This is a genomic window from Paenochrobactrum sp. BZR 201-1, from assembly GCF_044987585.2.
Classification (GTDB): domain Bacteria; phylum Pseudomonadota; class Alphaproteobacteria; order Rhizobiales; family Rhizobiaceae; genus Paenochrobactrum; species Paenochrobactrum pullorum.
This window is the reverse complement of record NZ_JBJDRZ020000017.1, coordinates 1-16598: the sequence shown is the minus strand read 5'-3', so window position 1 is coordinate 16598 and position 16598 is coordinate 1. Positions and strand designations below refer to the sequence as shown.

Sequence of the window (16598 nt, the reverse complement as noted above, 5' to 3'; positions counted from 1 at the left end):
TTGGCATAGATTGTGTTTTTAGTATTATCAGCAGATATACAGCAAAAAATAAAAAAGAAATGGCGGGTTGCTGCAATCAGCATTTCTCTCGCACTGGTTTTGATATCTGCAACCAGCACTGTTTATTTGACGATTGGTGTAACCCGGCAAATTGATGATATCAAACATAGCTATGAGTTGTCGCAACAAGTAGATATGCTTATGCGTCTGGCATTCAATCTCGAGGCTAACCGCAAAGGTTATTTGCTGACACTTGAAGAGCCTTATCTCGATTCCTATCAATTTTCGTTGCGCTCGCTGCAAGAGACATTGGATGTTATCGAAAGCATTGTTGTTGATGATCGGGATAAGACAGCGCGTGTTACCGACATTAAAAATCTGATTGGCCGTGTTGATCAAGACGTACGCTATACAATTGATATGGCCAAAAATAAGCGGCTTGATGAGGCTTTGGATAGAGTCCGGCAGGATGAAGCCGCTATCTTTCTGGCACAACTTGATAAAGTCGTCTCGCTTTTTTTAAGTGATGAAAGTGTGCAGCTAGCAGAGCGTAATAAACAAATTGACCGCACCCGCAACATGTTGACCGCTACTTCAATGCTGGCACTTTTGTCGGCTGTGGTGCTTGTTGTCTTGTTGTTCAGCCGCTTGCAGCGTTCAGTGCGCCGTCTCAATGAAGGCCATATGGTGCTGCGTAGTGAAAATGAAGAATTGGAACAAAAAGTTCAACAACGCACCGCCGAGTTGCTACAGGAGCGGGAGGTTGCCGAGCGTGAACGCAGCCGTGTCGAGGTGCTTTTACAAGACAGCAATCACCGGATTGGCAATTCTCTGGCGCAGGTATCATCGCTTTTAAGCCTGCAAATGCGCCAAATTGATAATGATGATGCACGTAAAGCTCTGGATTCTGCGCGTGCGCGTATTCACACAATTTCCATTGCGCACCGTCGGTTGCGTTTGGGCAAGGATCTGGAAACCGCACGTGTTGATGAATTTTTGCATGCTGTGGTTCAAGATATTATTCAACAGTCGAATAATTTTGGCGATAAAATTAAATTTAAAACCGATTTTTCATCTCAAAGTTTTCATGCGCGCGATGTGACGACCATCGGGATTATCTTAGGCGAACTCGTCACCAATGCGCTTAAACATGCGTTTCATAACCGCAGCGCAGGTGAGGTTTATATCCGCTTTCAACCCGCTGAAGATGGCAAGTTTTGTCTTGTCGTCAAAGATGACGGCAATGGGTGGAACGGCGAAAAGAAATGTGCCGGTCTTGGGGCCATTGTCGTTGAGCAGTTAAGTCAGCAATACGGGGGCAAACCACATTATTCCGAAAGACATGAAAACGGCACAGCGGTAACTATTAAATTTACGAGCCTGAAGCCTGCCGAATAAATGAAAACGGCCATGCCGGAAAATCCATGGCATGGCCGTGCCGTTTTTTCATATTTTCATAATCGAGCTGGTTCAAGCGCGATCATTGTTTTTTTTATCACTCAGCAATGAAGTCAGTGCCATAGTTGCCAATGGCAAGGCAGCGGCCAATATCGGGCGTTTAAGCACAGCTTCAACGGCTGCAAGCGATGCAGTTGCCACGAAAGCTGATTTATCGGCTTCGAGGCGTTCACGCCGCTTCCGCTCAGCTGCTGCATTAACACTTTTGATAATGAGCCATGCCACCAATGCTACTATAAAAGCACCTGCTGCCATGATGAGAGCAGCGGCAAGTGGACTGCCGAGTGTTGACAGATAGATAAAACCTGCAAGCAAGAGAAAGACGAAACCAATTGCCGCAAATATGCCGATGATAGCACAGGTGATGAACCCGCGTTTGGCCTGTTGCGTGGTTTCACATAATTCTTGCTTAAACATGGATATGATTAAGGGCGACAATAAACGCAGCATGATCAGCGACGCAAGATTGCAAGCAGATAGCCGACACCAACAGCCGTTGCGAGAGATGCAATCGGACGCTCGCGTACGGTTTCCAGCAATTGGTCTTCAATATTTTGTGCGCATGACTTCAGCTCGCTCATGGTCGTTTCACCATGTTCTACCGCGTCTGCATAGACTTGCGAAGCATCACGCTTGGCATCGCGGAGTTTTTGTTGCCCCAGTTGGGAGATTGTTGCTGCAATGGATGCAATATCCTGCTTGAGCTGTTCAATCTGTTCCTGAAGATCGGTACTGCCGACATCTGTCATTTCTTCAACTTTCTGGGTGACCTTATCTGCTGCACGTGCCATGTTTTGGCCTCCATAAATGAATAAACTCTTTATTGTTAGCATGAGGCAATAGAATGCCAACATATACTATATGAGGAATAAGTGCTTTATTACTCTTTTAGTTAATGTCGTCATGACAAAAAAGTTCCCATAAATCTATTTTAATTAGGGCATAAACCAAAACATGACTTGCATAATCATGTTATTGGGGACTATTAAGGGGCAATAACTGTCTTTAGAGCTCTGTTATCCGGTGCGGCTGAAAGGCAGGGGATGAAACTAAGTGTTCAGCTAAGATTAATGAGGGTTCCTGTGTCTGTAACCATTAAACACGCAATGCAGCAGTTTGGTTTTATATTACTAGCCGCTGGTATTGCGAGCTCGCCGCTGTTGAGCGGTCAGGCTTTCGCGCAGGAAACCCCTTCTAGCTCATCCGGAAATACTGAAACTCCGGCGCCAGTTCAAACAGCTCCTGCACAGCCAGCTGCGACCCAAGAAGCTCCGTCACAGCCATCGGCTGCGCCTGCAGCGCCCGTTGCTCCTGCAACATCAGAGCCTGCAGCGGCACCAACAAATACGCCTGCATCCCCCGCTGCATCTGGTGCGCCGTCTGAAAATAATTCAGCGCAGCCATCGGCCACCGAGCCTGCACAGGGAAATATCCAGACTGGTGTTACTCCGCAGGCAACACCTGCAGATGTGACGCCGATTCAGGCTGCACCTGCTTCCGGAGATGAGCCAGCGCAGGAGCGTGATCATACGCTGCCGCAGGATCTTTCGCCTATGGGCATGTTTATGGCAGCTGATATCATTGTTAAAACAGTGATGGTTGGTTTGGCTCTTGCATCCTTGCTGACATGGACTGTATGGATTGCTAAATCCCTTGAATTGGCCATTGCACGACGTAAGCTGAAAAAGGTGATGAAAACCATTGGTCATTCAGCATCGCTTGCTGATGCAGCCCGTACCCTTGCCAGTGAAAAGAGCCCTGGTGCGATTCTGGTTCATGCAGCACAAGATGAAGTGGAAGCAAGTGCCCCAGCTGTCGTTCTTGCGGGCGGTGAGGGTGTCAAGGAACGTGTTGCTTCCAGATTGTCACGTATTGAAGCTGCTGCTGGTCGCAGACTTTCCAAAGGTACCGGCGCTTTGGCAACCATTGGTTCGGTCGCGCCATTTGTCGGTTTGTTTGGTACTGTTTGGGGTATCATGAACTCCTTCATCAGCATTTCGGAATCACAAACAACCAATCTGGCGGTAGTAGCACCTGGTATTGCGGAAGCATTGCTTGCAACGGCAATTGGTCTTGTTGCCGCTATTCCTGCCGTGGTTATCTATAACGTCTTTGCACGTTCCATCACAACATATCGTCAAACATTGGCTGATGCGGGTGCTGGTGTCGAACGTCTGGTCAGCCGTGATCTTGATTTTGCGCTGGCTAAACGTCGTGCACAGCTTTCCAAGATTGCAGCGGAGTAAGTTTCATGGCCGGAAAGTTACGCGATTTAGATGATGATCTTTCCCTGAATCACGAGATCAATGTTACGCCTTTTATTGACGTTATGCTTGTTCTCCTGATCATTTTCATGGTTGCTGCTCCCTTGGCAACCGTGGATGTGAATGTGGATTTGCCGGCATCGAATGCGGCCTCCCAGCCACGCCCTGATTTGCCGGTTTATGTGACGTTGAAAGATGACTTGTCACTCAATATTGGCAACGATCCGGTAAACCGGGAAGAAATCGGTGGTTTTCTGGACAAAGTTTCAGAAAATAATAAAGATACACGTATCTTTTTACGTGCCGATAAGGTTGTCGGTTATGGTGAGCTGATGCGCGTTATGAATTTGCTGCGTGAAGCGGGATATCTGAAAATTGCGCTGGTTGGTCTTGAAACTGTCAGTGCACCGGATAATTCAGTTCAAAACGACAATGCAGGTGAAACACCTGCCCCTGCTCTTAACGGATCGGGGACGAACTAATGCTGAAAATGCCGCCTGAACATCCGCGTATCAGACCGGTTTCCATGGACGATACCCGTTCAGGATGGGTGGATGCTGCGCGTTGGATTGGTGCTGGTGCCATTGTTTTATGCGCGCATGCCGCTGGTGCTTATGTCGTGCATTCAATGCAGCCTGAAGACGTCATGGATGGCTCTCCTCCCGCAGCGATCATGATCGAGTTTGAGCCGGAGCCTGAAGCACCGATAGCAGAAGACGAGGCTGATGTTGTGCAGCCTGATATGGTGCAGGAACTGGCTGAAGTGGAACCGGAACCAGAGCCGGAGGTTGAACCGGAGCCAGAGCCGGAGCCTGTCGTGGAACCGGAACCAGAACCCGAGCCGGAACCAGAAGAAATCACCCCTGATATTGTGGAAGCACCAGAGCCGGAGGTTGCTGTACCGCTTCCAGCTGAAAAACCGGTTGAACGCCCGAAACCTGTTGAGAAAAAACAGGAAAAACCAGTCGAAAAACGTGTTGAGAAACCAAAACCTAAGAAAACCGAAAAAGCACCTGACAACAGCAGAGCGGCAACACCGTCTGTTGCGGCCAAGGACGGCGCAAAAATTGCGGCCAACCGCAATGGTCAGTCTGCCGGCAATCCGGGTATTAGTTCGGACAAATGGGTCTCAAAATTGCAGGCGCATTTGGAACGTCAGCGTCGTTTCTTGTCACGCGGTATGGGATCGGGTGCCAAGGGCATTGTGAATATCAGCTTTGTGATCGATCCGTCCGGTCAGGTGCTTTCGGCACGTGTTTCCGGCTCCTCTGGCGATCCTAAACTTGATCAGCTGGCACTGCAAACTGTACAGCGCGCATCACCCGTACCAGCCCCACCGGCAGCGATGGCTAAATCGCGTATGCCGATTACAGTTCCGATCCGCTTTACCGGACGCAGCTAATGCAATTGAAATAACGCCTTGTGGCACTATTCGCTGGATAGTGCCACAGCCGGCAATAATCTTGAAGCTTTGCGGGCAGGCAGATAACCAAAGATCAGACCAGTTGCGAAAGCCGAGCCAAAAGCCAGTAAAACAGGGCTGAGGCTATATTGAATGGTCAGCCCCATGACTTCGGCGATAAAAGCAATCGTCAGGCCGAACATAACACCCAATACGCCCCCAATACTTGAAACGACCAATGCTTCAGTGATGAACTGCATAAGGATGTCGCGGCGTCTGGCACCTGTTGCCATGCGCACACCGATTTCACGGGTGCGTTCGGTGACACTCACCAGCATGATATTCATGACACCGATTCCGCCAACCAGCAGCGAAATAGCCGCAATAGAACCTAAAAAGATTTTCAGCGTATTCGATGTTTCGGTAACGGCATCACGAATTGAAGACATATTGGTAATCATAGTGTCTTCACGCTGATGGCGCTCATTCAGCAATGCCTGGATTTGATCTTGGGTTGCATCGATCAGTGCATCATTTTCCACTTGCACGGTAATGTTGCGGACATGTCTTTGACCAAACAGGCGCTGATTTCCGGTTGTTAGCGGCACAATGGCAATGTCATCCTGGTCATTACCACCCATGCCGCCGCCTTTTTCCGCCAGTACTCCAATCACCTGAAACGGAATTTTCTGCACCAGAATATATTTGCCGATCGGGTTTTCGCCATTGGCAAACAAGGTGTCTGCGACCGTTGAACCAAGAGCGATAACTGGCGCATAGGTATTGAGATCATTGTCATTGATGAAGTCACCCTGTTCCATTTTCCACGATTTGGATGTGGTGAAAGCAGGAACCGTGCCGGTCACAGAGGACTGGTAATCCACATTGCCATAGCGAAGCGTGACGCTGGCACTGGTTTCAGGAACAGCAAATTTGACATTGGGCAGTTGTTCAATCGCGGTTGCATCTTCGGGAATAAGCGTTGCAATGCCGCCGCTGCCACGGAAATTGGCCATGCCGGGACGAATCAACAACAGGTCGGAACCCATGGCATTGATTTGATCGAGAATCGATTTTTGAGCGCCGCCGCCAATGGCAAGCATGGCAACTACAGAGCTGACACCGATAAAAATACCAAGCAATGTGAGGATGGTTCGAAATAAATTGGCTCGAAGTGCACGCAAGGCCATTTTGATCGATTCACTTAAATCACCCAAACCAATCAGGCTTTTTTTATCCTGATGTTCGATAGATTGCCGGCTTGCTTCTGTCTGGATAATTACCGGCTTTATGGACTTGGTGGTATCGGCAAGAATATGGCCGTCTTTAATTTCAATCAGACGGTCTGCTTGTTCTGCCACTTCGCGTGAGTGCGTAATGACAATGATAGTGTGACCTTGCGCATGCATGGAGCGCAACAGAGCCATCACATCATCACCACTTTTACTGTCCAGCGCACCGGTTGGCTCATCGGCCAAAATGATGCGTCCGCCATTCATCAATGCACGGGCGATGGAAACGCGCTGTTGCTGACCGCCCGAGAGTTGGTTAGGCCGATGATCAAGCCGGTCGGCAAGGTTTAAGGTGGTGAGCAGTTCTTCAGAGCGTGCCTGTCTTTCGCTCAAAGACATACCGGCATAAATGGCCGGAACTTCGACATTTTCCTGCGCCGTGGCGGTGGGAATAAGATTATAATTTTGGAAGATAAAACCGAATGTGCGTCTTCTTAATGCTGCCAGTTCATCGGGGGCAAGATCAGCTACATCTTCACCTTCCAGCAGGTAATGACCGCTGCTTGGATTATCCAGACAGCCTAATATATTCATCAAAGTTGACTTGCCGGAACCGGACGCACCGATGATGGCGACAAATTCACCCGATTGGATTTCCAGCGAAATACCATGCAGTACTTCCACCGACAGATCGCCATTGTGAAAGGACTTGCGGATATTATTGAGTTTGATCAATGCAGACATGAGGCGGCTCCCTTAGAACATACCCGGTCTGAAATTATTTCTGCGATTGCCGGATTGCCCGCTTGCTGCATTGTTGATGATAACGGTTTCGCCTTCTTCAAGCCCGCTGATGACCTGCGCCTGAACACGGTTACGAATACCGACTTCAACGGTTTTTTCTTGTGTGGCACCAGAGGGTGTGACGACTGAAACTGTTGCACTGGACGAGCCGGTTTTACCATTACCGCTTGGAGCATCTTTCAAAGCGGAAACCGGCACTAAAAGAGCATCTTTGGCCGCATCATTAATGAAATAAACCTGAGCACTCATATCGATTTTGAGTTCGTCATCAGGGTTGGGCACGTCAAAAAGCGCATAATAAAGCACGACATTATTGAGCACTTCCGGAGTCGGTTTGATCTGGCGCAACTTGCCCTGATAGCGTTTGCCCGGTTGGCCGAGCAGGGTGAAATAAGCTTCCATACCAATTTTGAGGCGGCTGATATCGGCTTCGGACACCTGTGCTTCGACACTCAGTATGGTGAGATCGGCAACGGTCACAACAGTTGGCGCACTTTGCACGGCATTGAGCGTTTCACCTTCTTTAGCCGGCTGGTCGACGATGGTGCCATCCATAGGACTGTAAATTTTGGTATAGCCGAGATCGACTTTCTCGCTCTCGACTTGTGCCTGTTGTTGGCGAATTTGCGCGCGCAGCGATTTAACATCTGCTTCGGCCATTACCTGATCGGCATCGGCTTGTTCAACCGTTGCCTTTGAGACACCGCGTGTGGCGAGCAAAGCACGCTGACGATCAGCATTCAGTTTTTTAATCTTGGCTTGTGCTTCGCGGCTTATGAGCTGTGCTTCCAGATTTTCAAGCTGTGCACTGCTCATTTCGACGCGTTTTTCAATCGGAGCCGGATCAATTTCGGCCAATAACTGACTTTTTGTTACCTGATCACCGACCTCGACCTTGACCGATTTGAGCTGGCCGGAAACCTGTGCGCCAACATTGACACTGCGGAGCGCTTTTAATGTTCCAACAGCTGTAATGGCATTTTCAATGTCACCGCGCACGACTTTTTGGGTCAGTTGCGCCGTGCCTGTTCCTTGGTCCGCCCCTGAACTTTGCCAGTACCAAAATGCGCCACCTGCAACAATGACAGCGATCAGCAACCACTTAAGATAAGCGGGTTTACGTGATTTTCGATGTTTGTTCTGCGCTGTTTTCAGAGCAGGGGAAGGCGCAATAACTGGTTGATCATTCATCGGGTAGAAATAACCTTATGGATATTGAAATCGCTTCATAGCAGAGATAATGGCTATTAGAGGGTTCTGCATATGTTGCAAATATGAGCTTTTGGCACACCTTGGATGCGAATTTTGTTAATTTATTGATTTAATTGGTGGAAATTGAATTGTGAACTTAAGTTTAAATATAATTAATGTAGATTTTAAAGGCGAAACACCGGAAAAATGGCAAAATAAAGCTTTTTCCGGTGTTTTTATTTTATTGTAATCAGGCGGTACCGGTTGAACCAAAGCCGTTTGCGCCACGCCCTGTTTCGCTGACAGTGGTTTTTTCGACGATTTTCGGCTGGATGACGGGCGCAAAAACGGCCTGTGCAATACGCATGCCACGTTCAATGCGGAAATCATCATCACCAAGGTTGATCAGCAGGATTTTAATTTCGCCGCGATAGTCGGAATCAATGGTGCCAGGGGTGTTGAGGCAGGTGATACCGTGTTTAAAGGCGAGACCGGAACGCGGACGAATCTGCACTTCATAGCCTTCCGGAATTTCAAAAACGAGACCGGTTGGCACCAAAGCGCGACGACCAGGCAACAACACGATCTGGCGATCGGTCGGCACGGCTGCACGGATATCCATACCTGCCGAACCGCTTGTTTCATAGCTTGGCAGATCAAGGCCGACGGCGCTTTCAAGGCGAATAATATTGAGCGTCGGCTGCGACGCGGTGGTGGAGGTAGAATTGGTCATGGGGGAGGCCTTTCCATCAAAGGAGATGAACTTGAGGTCGCTCATAACGTATATAGCGCTAAACTTATATCAGAAAGACGCGCGAGGTGAAGAAAGCCCAGAACTTTTTTCATCTTAATTTTTTCTTGACCTGAATTTACATTATTTTTGCCATTTTTGTCTGGAAATTCTGACGTCAGATCATGCCGAGCGCCTTTTCAATCCTTATAAATCATGGGGCTTGGCGTTTTGTGCGAAGCATGATCTTATAGATGTGCTTTAATCTGGATCAAATCAATGTGCCGTTGGGCTGCTTATCTTGGACCTGAAGTCTATCTGGAAGATATTATTGCATCGCCCTGCCATTCGCTGATTGCGCAAAGTCATGAAGCAACGCAGGCAAAAACCCGCACCAATGGAGATGGTTTCGGGGTGGCTTGGTATGGCAATCGCATTGAGCCGGGTCTCTATCGTGATATTTTGCCGGCATGGTCGGATCAGAATTTAAAGAGCATTTCCCGTCAAATCCGTTCGCGGTTGTTTTTAGCCCATGTGCGTGCATCAACCGGCGGATTGACAAACCGTTCCAATTGTCACCCGTTTGTGTCGGGTCGCTGGAGCTTCATGCATAATGGCCAGATCGGGAATTTTGATCATTTGCGCCGCCGGTTGGAAGCGCATTTGTCCGATGATGTTTATAAGCTCAAGCACGGAACAACAGATTCGGAACTGATTTTTCTGCTGATGCAGGAATATGGCCTTGATCGACATCCGATGATAGCCTTACAAACAACCGTCAATCTGATTGTCGAGGAAGCTCAAAAAGCTGATGTTCCGCCGTTTTTGCGTCTGACAGCCGCTTTTTCCGACGGTAATCAGCTTTATGCCGTGCGCTATGCAACAGATAAATATGCGCCCTCACTTTACACCAAAGCGCTGTCGGCTGTGTCGGGTATGTGCGTGGTGTCGGAGCCTTTGGATGATGAGGCGGATAACTGGATTGCGGTACCCGCCAATAGTTTTTTGACTGTAACGCCCAATGAACAGATTGTTATACGTTCGTTTGCATCTGATATTTTGGCCAAAACCGCTTAATTTTTAAGCCGAACCAATCAAAACACCGGCGGCGAAAACGAGTGCGCCGCCAAGCACCACCTGAAAAGCTGCGCGCAAGAACGGTGTTTCCATATAGCGCTTCTGAATATAGGCAATCGCCCACAGTTCAATAAAGACGATGAAGATGGCGAGATAAGTCGCTGTCCAGAAATCGGTAATCAGATATGGCAGCGCATGGCCAAGACCACCGATGGTGGTCATGATACCGCTGGCAAGACCGCGTTTGATCGGTGAACCACGACCTGATAATTTACCATCATCGTGGGCAGCTTCGGTAAAGCCCATTGAAATACCTGCACCGACAGAAGCAGATAAGCCGATGAGGAAAGTTTGCCATGTGTCTTGGGTGGCAAAAGCGGCAGCAAAAATCGGTGCCAGAGTTGAAACCGAGCCATCCATCAAGCCAGCAAGACCGGGCTGGATATAGGTCAGGATCAGTTGCTTGCGCTCTGCTGCTTGTTCTTCATCCTGAACGTTTGTCGGGGTGAGTTCTGATTCCAGCTCAATGGCACGATGTTCGTGCTTTTTCTCATCCTGCGCCAAGTCACCCAGCAATTTACGGGTGCTTGCATCGGTCACATTTTTGGCGGCTTCAATGTAAAAGCGGTAGGCTTGCTCTTCCATCTGTGTTGCCATTGCGCGCACTTTTTCAATGCCGAGTGGGCGCACCAGCCAATCAGGTTTGCGGTCATAATAGCCACTGACATGTTCGCGACGGATGAGCGGAATATGTTCGCCAAACCGGCGACGATGTTGCTCGATCAAACTGTCGCGATGGCCATGTTCTTCTTCTGCCATTTGTTCAAAAATCTTGGCCGATTGTGGAAACTCTTCCCGCAAACCATCGGCATAAGCCTGATAGATGCGCGCGTCATCTTCTTCTGATGAAATGGCGAGTGCCAAAATTTCCTGTTCGGAGAGCGAGCTGAATGAACGACGGGATGGGCGGAGAAAACGTGAAAACATAATATACCTACAGTTTAGAATAATTCTAAACTAGTGATTGTTCGTCGTGATGTCAATTCTTGATGAGGGTTGCCTTTGGCATTTGGACATTTTCAAAACAGAAAAAGAAAAAGTCCGAAAACACACGTTTCCGGACTTTTCAGTTTTAATTCTGCATCAACAATTAGCTTGCGGCTTTAAGCTCCAGACGACGGGCATGCAGAACTGGCTCAGTGTAGCCGTTTGGCTGCTCACGTCCTTTGAACACGAGATCACAAGCGGCCTGAAAAGCGATCGACTTATCGTAGTCAGGCGCCATCGGGCGGTAAAGCGGATCGCCCGCGTTTTGCTTGTCAACGATGGCAGCCATGCGTTTCATGGTTTCCATTACTTGTTCTTCAGTGACAATATTATGATGCAGCCAGTTGGCAATGTGCTGTGCTGAAATACGCAATGTCGCACGGTCTTCCATCAAGCCGACATTGTTGATATCCGGCACTTTGGAACAGCCAACGCCCTGATCAACCCAGCGTACAACATAACCCAAAATACCTTGGGCATTATTGTCGATTTCGGCCTGAATATCTTCCGGTGTCCAGTTTGGACGGGTAGCGACAGGCACGGACAGAATGTCTTCCAGCTTCGCGCGCGGGCGCTTTTTCAACTCTTCTTGTACGGCTGCCACATCAACAGTGTGATAATGGGTGGCGTGAAGGGTTGCAGCGGTCGGGGAGGGAACCCAAGCGGTGGTGGCGCCGGCTTTTGGATGGCCGATTTTCTGCACCAGCATTTCAGCCATCAGATCCGGCATGGCCCACATGCCTTTACCAATCTGCGCGTGACCCGAAAGACCACAGGCCAACCCGATATCAACGTTGGAGGCTTCATAGGCAGCAATCCATGCAGACTGTTTCATGTCGCCCTTGCGGATCATCGGGCCTGCTTCCATCGAAGTGTGCATTTCATCGCCGGTGCGATCAAGGAAGCCGGTATTGATGAAAACAACGCGGTCTTTGGCTGCGCGGATGCACTCTTTGAGATTGATGGTGGTGCGGCGTTCTTCGTCCATGACACCCATTTTGAGAGTGTTCGGCTTTATGCCGAGCATTTCTTCGGTGCGGGTGAAAAGTTCGCTGGCAAAAGCCACTTCTTCAGGTCCGTGCATTTTCGGCTTAACAATATAAACCGAACCGGCGCGCGAGTTCATGTGACGACCATTTGGCCCCACATCATGCAGTGCAATCAAGCCGGTGAAGGCTGCATCCATGATGCCTTCCGGCACTTCGTTGCCTTGGCTGTCAAGAATGGCCGGATTGGTCATCAGGTGACCAACATTGCGCACCAGCATCATCGAGCGACCTGGCAAGGTGAGTGCGGAACCATCAGGAGCAGTATATGTGCGGTCGGCATTGAGACGGCGGGTGACTGTCTTGCCGCCTTTTTCGAAGCTTTCTTCCAGTTTGCCGTTCATCAGGCCGAGCCAGTTGCGATAAACGGTCACTTTATCTTCGGCATCAACCGCAGCAATGGAATCTTCGCAATCCTGAATGGTGCTCAGCGCTGATTCAAGCACTACATCGGCAATATGTGCCGGATCGGTTTTGCCGATCGGATGGTCTGCATTGATGATGATATCGGCATGCATACCATTTTTGGCAACTAGCACGGATGATGGGCTTGAAGCATCACCATTATAACCTTTGAACTGGCTGGCATCTGTCAAACCGGTTTCACCGGCAGATGTGGTGACAACAAGTTTGCCGTCTTTAATACTTAAAGCGGTAACATCAGCCCATTTGCCTTGAGCAAGCGGGGTGCTCTGGTCGAGGAAGTTTTTTGCCCATGCAATAACTTTGGCGCCGCGCTTTGGATTATAGCCGCCGGATTTTTCTGCGCCGTCATCTTCCGAAATTGCATCGGTGCCATAAAGCGCATCATAGAGCGAACCCCAACGCGCATTGGCGGCATTGAGCGCATAACGGGCGTTCATCACCGGCACAACCAGCTGTGGGCCTGCCAGTTCGGCAATTTCCGGATCAACATTGCTGGTTGAAACTTTGAAATCCTCGCCTTCCGGCAAAAGATAGCCGATCTCTTTCAGGAAGTCCTGATATTCGGCCTGTGTGTAGGCTCTGTCGCGATTGGCTTTATACCAAGCGTCGATTTTTGCCTGCATTTCATCGCGTTTTGCCAAAAGGCTACGGTTTTTCGGGCCTAAATCATGAATGATGGCCGATAAACCTTTCCAGAAAGCATCGACGGACACATTGGTGCCTGCAATTGCTTCTTTTTCTAAGAATTCAGCCAGAGCAGGGGCAACCCGCAGGTTTTCAATCTCGACATAATTGGTCATGACAGGCTCTCCGATATCAATGCTAAGATTTAACTTGTAAAAAGTCTTAACCACTTGAAGCGCTTCAGGAGCTTTTCGTCAATACGGTATAGATGAACATCATTTGTGCCATTATGGAATAAATAGCGTACCTATATATAAGTGATGTGCTGTTTCTGCTCTGTTATGATATGGCATTGCATTGAAAAGCGGGGTTTTTAAACAATTGCGTATTGATACAATTGAAGATGTGCAAGCAGGTTTGGAAGCCTTGCTACAGCTTGACCCGCGACTGCAATCTATTCGTGATCATGCGGGGCAACTGCCCTTACGTCGAAATCCGGCTGGGTTTGAAAGTCTGGCTTCAATCATTGTGGGGCAACAGGTTTCCATTGCCAGTGCAGCGGCGATTTGGGCACGCTTCAAACAGTATATTGATCCGTTGACACCGGAAAACTATCTGGAGCAGGGGGCGGACGTTTGGAAACTGACCGGTTTATCGCGCCCGAAGCAAAAGACATTTCATCATTTATCAAATGCACTGATTGAAGGGCAGCTTGATTTGCCGTCCTTAACGGCATTACCGGTGGATGAAGCGATGGCTAAGCTTACCGCCATTCACGGTATCGGCCCATGGACGGCGGAAGTTTATTTGCTTTTTGCCGAAGGGCATGTCGATATTTTTCCCTCCGGTGATGTGGCCTTGCAGGAGGCCGTGGCGCGTGCATTTGGTTTGGATACCCGCCCCAGTGCAAAAGAATTGAGCCTGTTGGCCAGCGCTTGGTCGCCTTGGCGCGGGATCGCGGCGCGTTTATTCTGGGCTTATTATGCGGCTTCAAGAGGCAAAGAAGCCGCTCCCGTTCTATCGGTTATGTGAGATTTACATCACTTACCCACATATCTGTGCGTGATTGCTGCCTTTTTTCGTTTTTTGCTTCACATTTCTGTAACAGCAGCCTTACATTATCACTTCAGGTTTCTGCTGGGGCGGTTCCTATTTAGTCCGTGGTATTTCGTGAGCCGTTCTACGTTTTATTTCTGCGCGTTTTTGTAAACCATCACGCTTCATTCAGCACGATGGCCAAATGCTTGATAGAACTGTAGGAGGTGTTACTTGACTATAGCTGTTTCTCCCAACGGCTTGCCGGCATTGGTGCTGAATGCGGATTACAGGCCGCTCAGCTATTACCCTTTATCATTGTGGTCATGGCAGGACGCGATCAAGGCAGTGTTTCTTGATCGGGTCAATATCGTTGCCGAATATGAACATGAAGTGGCATCGCCTTCCTTTTCCATGCGGCTGCCAAGTGTGATTTGCCTGAAATCTTATGTGAAGCCGCCGCGTTATCCGGCCTTCACCCGCTTTAATGTCTTCCTGCGCGATAAGTTCGAGTGCCAATATTGCGGCTCATCGCATGAATTGACGTTCGATCATGTTATTCCGCGTTGCCATGGCGGTGAAACCACATGGGAGAATATTGTGGCGGCTTGTTCGCCCTGTAATTTCAGAAAAGGCGGTGTGATGCCGGCTACAGCCAAAATGTGGCCGCGTCAAAAACCATATCAGCCGAGTGTGCAGCAATTGCATGCGAATGGGCGGATGTTTCCGCCCAATCATGTGCATCAAAGTTGGCTCGACTTTTTATACTGGGATGCCGAGCTGGAGCCTTAGTTCAATTTAAGCTTTACGGGTAGAAAACGCGCCAAAGAAACCGATGACCGCAAAAAGCAGGCTTGCTACAATATTCCAACCCGGAAATGACAGGCCGAGAAAGTGGCCGACCGCTTCATCACAGGCAGCAGGGCGGATCTTGTTGATATTGCCAAGCAGACTGCCAGCTTCAGTGGTGATTGACATTGATGCGGTGCTGCAATCAGCAGGGCCGGGCCAATATTTCAGCTCAACGCCGGTGTGGAAAATTGCAAGCATCAACCCGTAACTCATCAGCAATGCGCCAATCAGCAAAAGCACACGGGTCAGCACAGGTGACCACTTGGCTTTGGCGAAAAGAAACGCGGCAGCCATCAGCGGGATGCCGACATAATAAGGAGTGCGTTGTTCAAGGCACAATTTGCACGGCATAAAACCGCCCCAATGTTCAAATGCCAAAGCTGTACCGACTGTGCCAGCCATGCCAATAAACAAAATGGCAGCTGTCGCGGTCTGGATTTTATCCAGCGGATGATTGAGTGCTTTAAGGCTGAGGCTCATTTTTTTTGTACTCTTAATTATCAAGCGTGGAAATATTTTACCGCGAAGAAAAGTGCGATCAATATGGCAGCAGCAAGGCCAGCCAGCATTCCAAGACGTTTTTCGATAAAATCACGAATAGGTTCACCGTAGCGTTTTAAAAGCCAGGCGAGGAAAAAGAAACGGGCACCGCGCGCTACAATCGCTGACGCAATAAAAAGCCAGATATTTACACCTGCCGCACCGGACAGAATCGTTACCACTTTAATGGGCGGTAAATGCGCAAGGCCGGATGTGATCAGCAGTAGCAGAATCGTATCTGCACTGGTGGTGCCACGCAAATGTTCAAACGAATCCAATTTGCCATAAAGTTCGAGTACAGGTTTTGCGATCGCTTCATAAGCATAATGACCTAAAAACCATCCGGCTATGCCACCCAGCACGGATGCGACGGTGGCGATGAACGCATAACGCCATGCCTTATTCGGTTTTGCCAGTGCCATGGGCAGAAAAAGCACATCGGCGGGAATCAAAAAGACTGAGCTTTCAACAAAAGCGATGATCGCCAGCCAATATTCGGCTGACTTTCTGGCAGCAAGAGAGATTGTCCAGTCATAAAGGCGTCGCAGCATGGTATGGGTCTCGGATTGAAATCGTTTTTTCACCCCTAGTGAAAAAACGTGATGCAAGCAAGGAAAGCTTGATATGGTCGCCCTTGAAGGTCGAAATTTGTCCCCTATATATATAGTGTAGAAATCAGCCTCATAATCCGCAGTATTTCGATTCCTTGATTGGTTATGGTTTTGTGTTTCGATTTGGTTAATTTTGTTCGTTTTCCCTGTTGAAAAGAAAATTGTAATTTTTGTAAAATTGTCGTTGACAGTTTTAGATTGGTTGCCCTATAAGGCGAACAACGAGGGCGGCGGCGCTGCTAGCGGCAGACAGCTTCGT

At 48.9% G+C, this 16598-nt stretch carries 16 protein-coding genes; 7 read left to right on the top strand and 9 right to left on the bottom strand.

Annotated features, from left to right (window positions below; translation table 11 throughout):
- Positions 1 to 12: 12 nt before the first annotated feature.
- Entirely contained in the window at positions 13 to 1398 is a 1386-nt protein-coding gene (locus tag ACI0FR_RS10510) for a sensor histidine kinase (protein WP_404907392.1), read from the top strand.
- Between the two features lie 72 nt (positions 1399 to 1470).
- Here the strand turns inward: ACI0FR_RS10510 and ACI0FR_RS10505 are convergent, their stop codons facing one another.
- Positions 1471 to 1908 (bottom strand): phage holin family protein, encoded by a 438-nt coding sequence (locus ACI0FR_RS10505; protein WP_404907390.1) that lies wholly within the window; start codon positions 1906 to 1908, stop codon positions 1471 to 1473.
- A 2-nt stretch (positions 1909 to 1910) separates the two neighbouring features.
- Positions 1911 to 2249 (bottom strand): ElaB/YgaM/YqjD family protein, encoded by a 339-nt coding sequence (locus tag ACI0FR_RS10500; protein ID WP_374832206.1) that lies wholly within the window; start codon positions 2247 to 2249, stop codon positions 1911 to 1913.
- Between the two features lie 315 nt (positions 2250 to 2564).
- Between ACI0FR_RS10500 and exbB the strand changes: the two genes are divergently transcribed.
- Genes exbB through ACI0FR_RS10485 form a run of 3 tightly spaced genes read left to right on the top strand, consistent with a single transcriptional unit; the run spans position 2565 to position 5124 of the window.
- Positions 2565 to 3704 carry a tonB-system energizer ExbB gene (exbB, locus tag ACI0FR_RS10495; protein WP_404907509.1) on the top strand — a complete coding sequence of 380 codons (1140 nt, stop codon included), beginning with the start codon at positions 2565 to 2567 and terminating at the stop codon, positions 3702 to 3704.
- Between the two features lie 5 nt (positions 3705 to 3709).
- Complete coding sequence (gene exbD, locus ACI0FR_RS10490) at positions 3710 to 4204, top strand: TonB system transport protein ExbD (protein WP_374832204.1); 495 nt, start codon at positions 3710 to 3712, stop codon at positions 4202 to 4204.
- Positions 4204 to 5124 carry a TonB family protein gene (locus ACI0FR_RS10485; RefSeq protein WP_404907388.1) on the top strand — a complete coding sequence of 307 codons (921 nt, stop codon included), beginning with the start codon at positions 4204 to 4206 and terminating at the stop codon, positions 5122 to 5124. Before exbD ends, ACI0FR_RS10485 begins: the two co-directional genes overlap by 1 nt.
- 26 nt (positions 5125 to 5150) lie before the next feature.
- On the opposite strand, the gene ACI0FR_RS10480 is transcribed toward ACI0FR_RS10485, so the two are convergent.
- The 3 genes from ACI0FR_RS10480 to dut all read right to left on the bottom strand — a co-directional run bounded on the left by ACI0FR_RS10480 (position 5151) and on the right by dut (position 9084).
- Entirely contained in the window at positions 5151 to 7100 is a 1950-nt protein-coding gene (locus ACI0FR_RS10480) for a MacB family efflux pump subunit (protein WP_374832200.1), read from the bottom strand.
- 12 nt (positions 7101 to 7112) lie between these two features.
- A complete protein-coding gene (locus tag ACI0FR_RS10475; protein WP_374832198.1) occupies positions 7113 to 8351 on the bottom strand; it encodes an efflux RND transporter periplasmic adaptor subunit in 1239 nt (412 codons plus the stop codon).
- Positions 8352 to 8601: 250 nt separating this feature from the next.
- The gene (dut, locus tag ACI0FR_RS10470) at positions 8602 to 9084 is read right to left on the bottom strand and encodes a dUTP diphosphatase (RefSeq protein ID WP_374832196.1); all 483 of its coding nucleotides are present in this window, start codon (positions 9082 to 9084) and stop codon (positions 8602 to 8604) included.
- Positions 9085 to 9360: 276 nt separating this feature from the next.
- Here dut and ACI0FR_RS10465 point away from each other — a divergent pair, with 276 nt between their 5' ends.
- Positions 9361 to 10158: a class II glutamine amidotransferase gene (locus ACI0FR_RS10465; protein ID WP_374832194.1), complete on the top strand. Its 798-nt coding sequence runs from the start codon at positions 9361 to 9363 to the stop codon at positions 10156 to 10158.
- Positions 10159 to 10161: 3 nt separating this feature from the next.
- Here the strand turns inward: ACI0FR_RS10465 and mbfA are convergent, their stop codons facing one another.
- Entirely contained in the window at positions 10162 to 11145 is a 984-nt protein-coding gene (gene mbfA, locus ACI0FR_RS10460; protein ID WP_374832192.1) for an iron exporter MbfA, read from the bottom strand.
- Between the two features lie 163 nt (positions 11146 to 11308).
- Positions 11309 to 13477: a malate synthase G gene (locus ACI0FR_RS10455; RefSeq protein ID WP_374832190.1), complete on the bottom strand. Its 2169-nt coding sequence runs from the start codon at positions 13475 to 13477 to the stop codon at positions 11309 to 11311.
- Between the two features lie 205 nt (positions 13478 to 13682).
- Here ACI0FR_RS10455 and ACI0FR_RS10450 point away from each other — a divergent pair, with 205 nt between their 5' ends.
- Together ACI0FR_RS10450 and ACI0FR_RS10445 are read left to right on the top strand one after the other, a co-directional pair.
- On the top strand, positions 13683 to 14333 hold the full coding sequence (locus ACI0FR_RS10450; RefSeq protein WP_404907507.1) for a DNA-3-methyladenine glycosylase family protein: 651 nt from the start codon (positions 13683 to 13685) through the stop codon (positions 14331 to 14333).
- Positions 14334 to 14570: 237 nt separating this feature from the next.
- Positions 14571 to 15128, top strand: coding sequence for an HNH endonuclease (locus ACI0FR_RS10445; protein ID WP_374832186.1), 558 nt, complete (start codon positions 14571 to 14573; stop codon positions 15126 to 15128).
- Positions 15129 to 15134: 6 nt separating this feature from the next.
- Here ACI0FR_RS10445 and ACI0FR_RS10440 read toward each other — a convergent pair whose 3' ends face one another.
- Complete coding sequence (locus ACI0FR_RS10440; protein ID WP_374832184.1) at positions 15135 to 15668, bottom strand: disulfide bond formation protein B; 534 nt, start codon at positions 15666 to 15668, stop codon at positions 15135 to 15137.
- 20 nt (positions 15669 to 15688) lie between these two features.
- Entirely contained in the window at positions 15689 to 16279 is a 591-nt protein-coding gene (locus ACI0FR_RS10435) for a YqaA family protein (protein WP_374832182.1), read from the bottom strand.
- Positions 16280 to 16598: the final 319 nt, after the last annotated feature.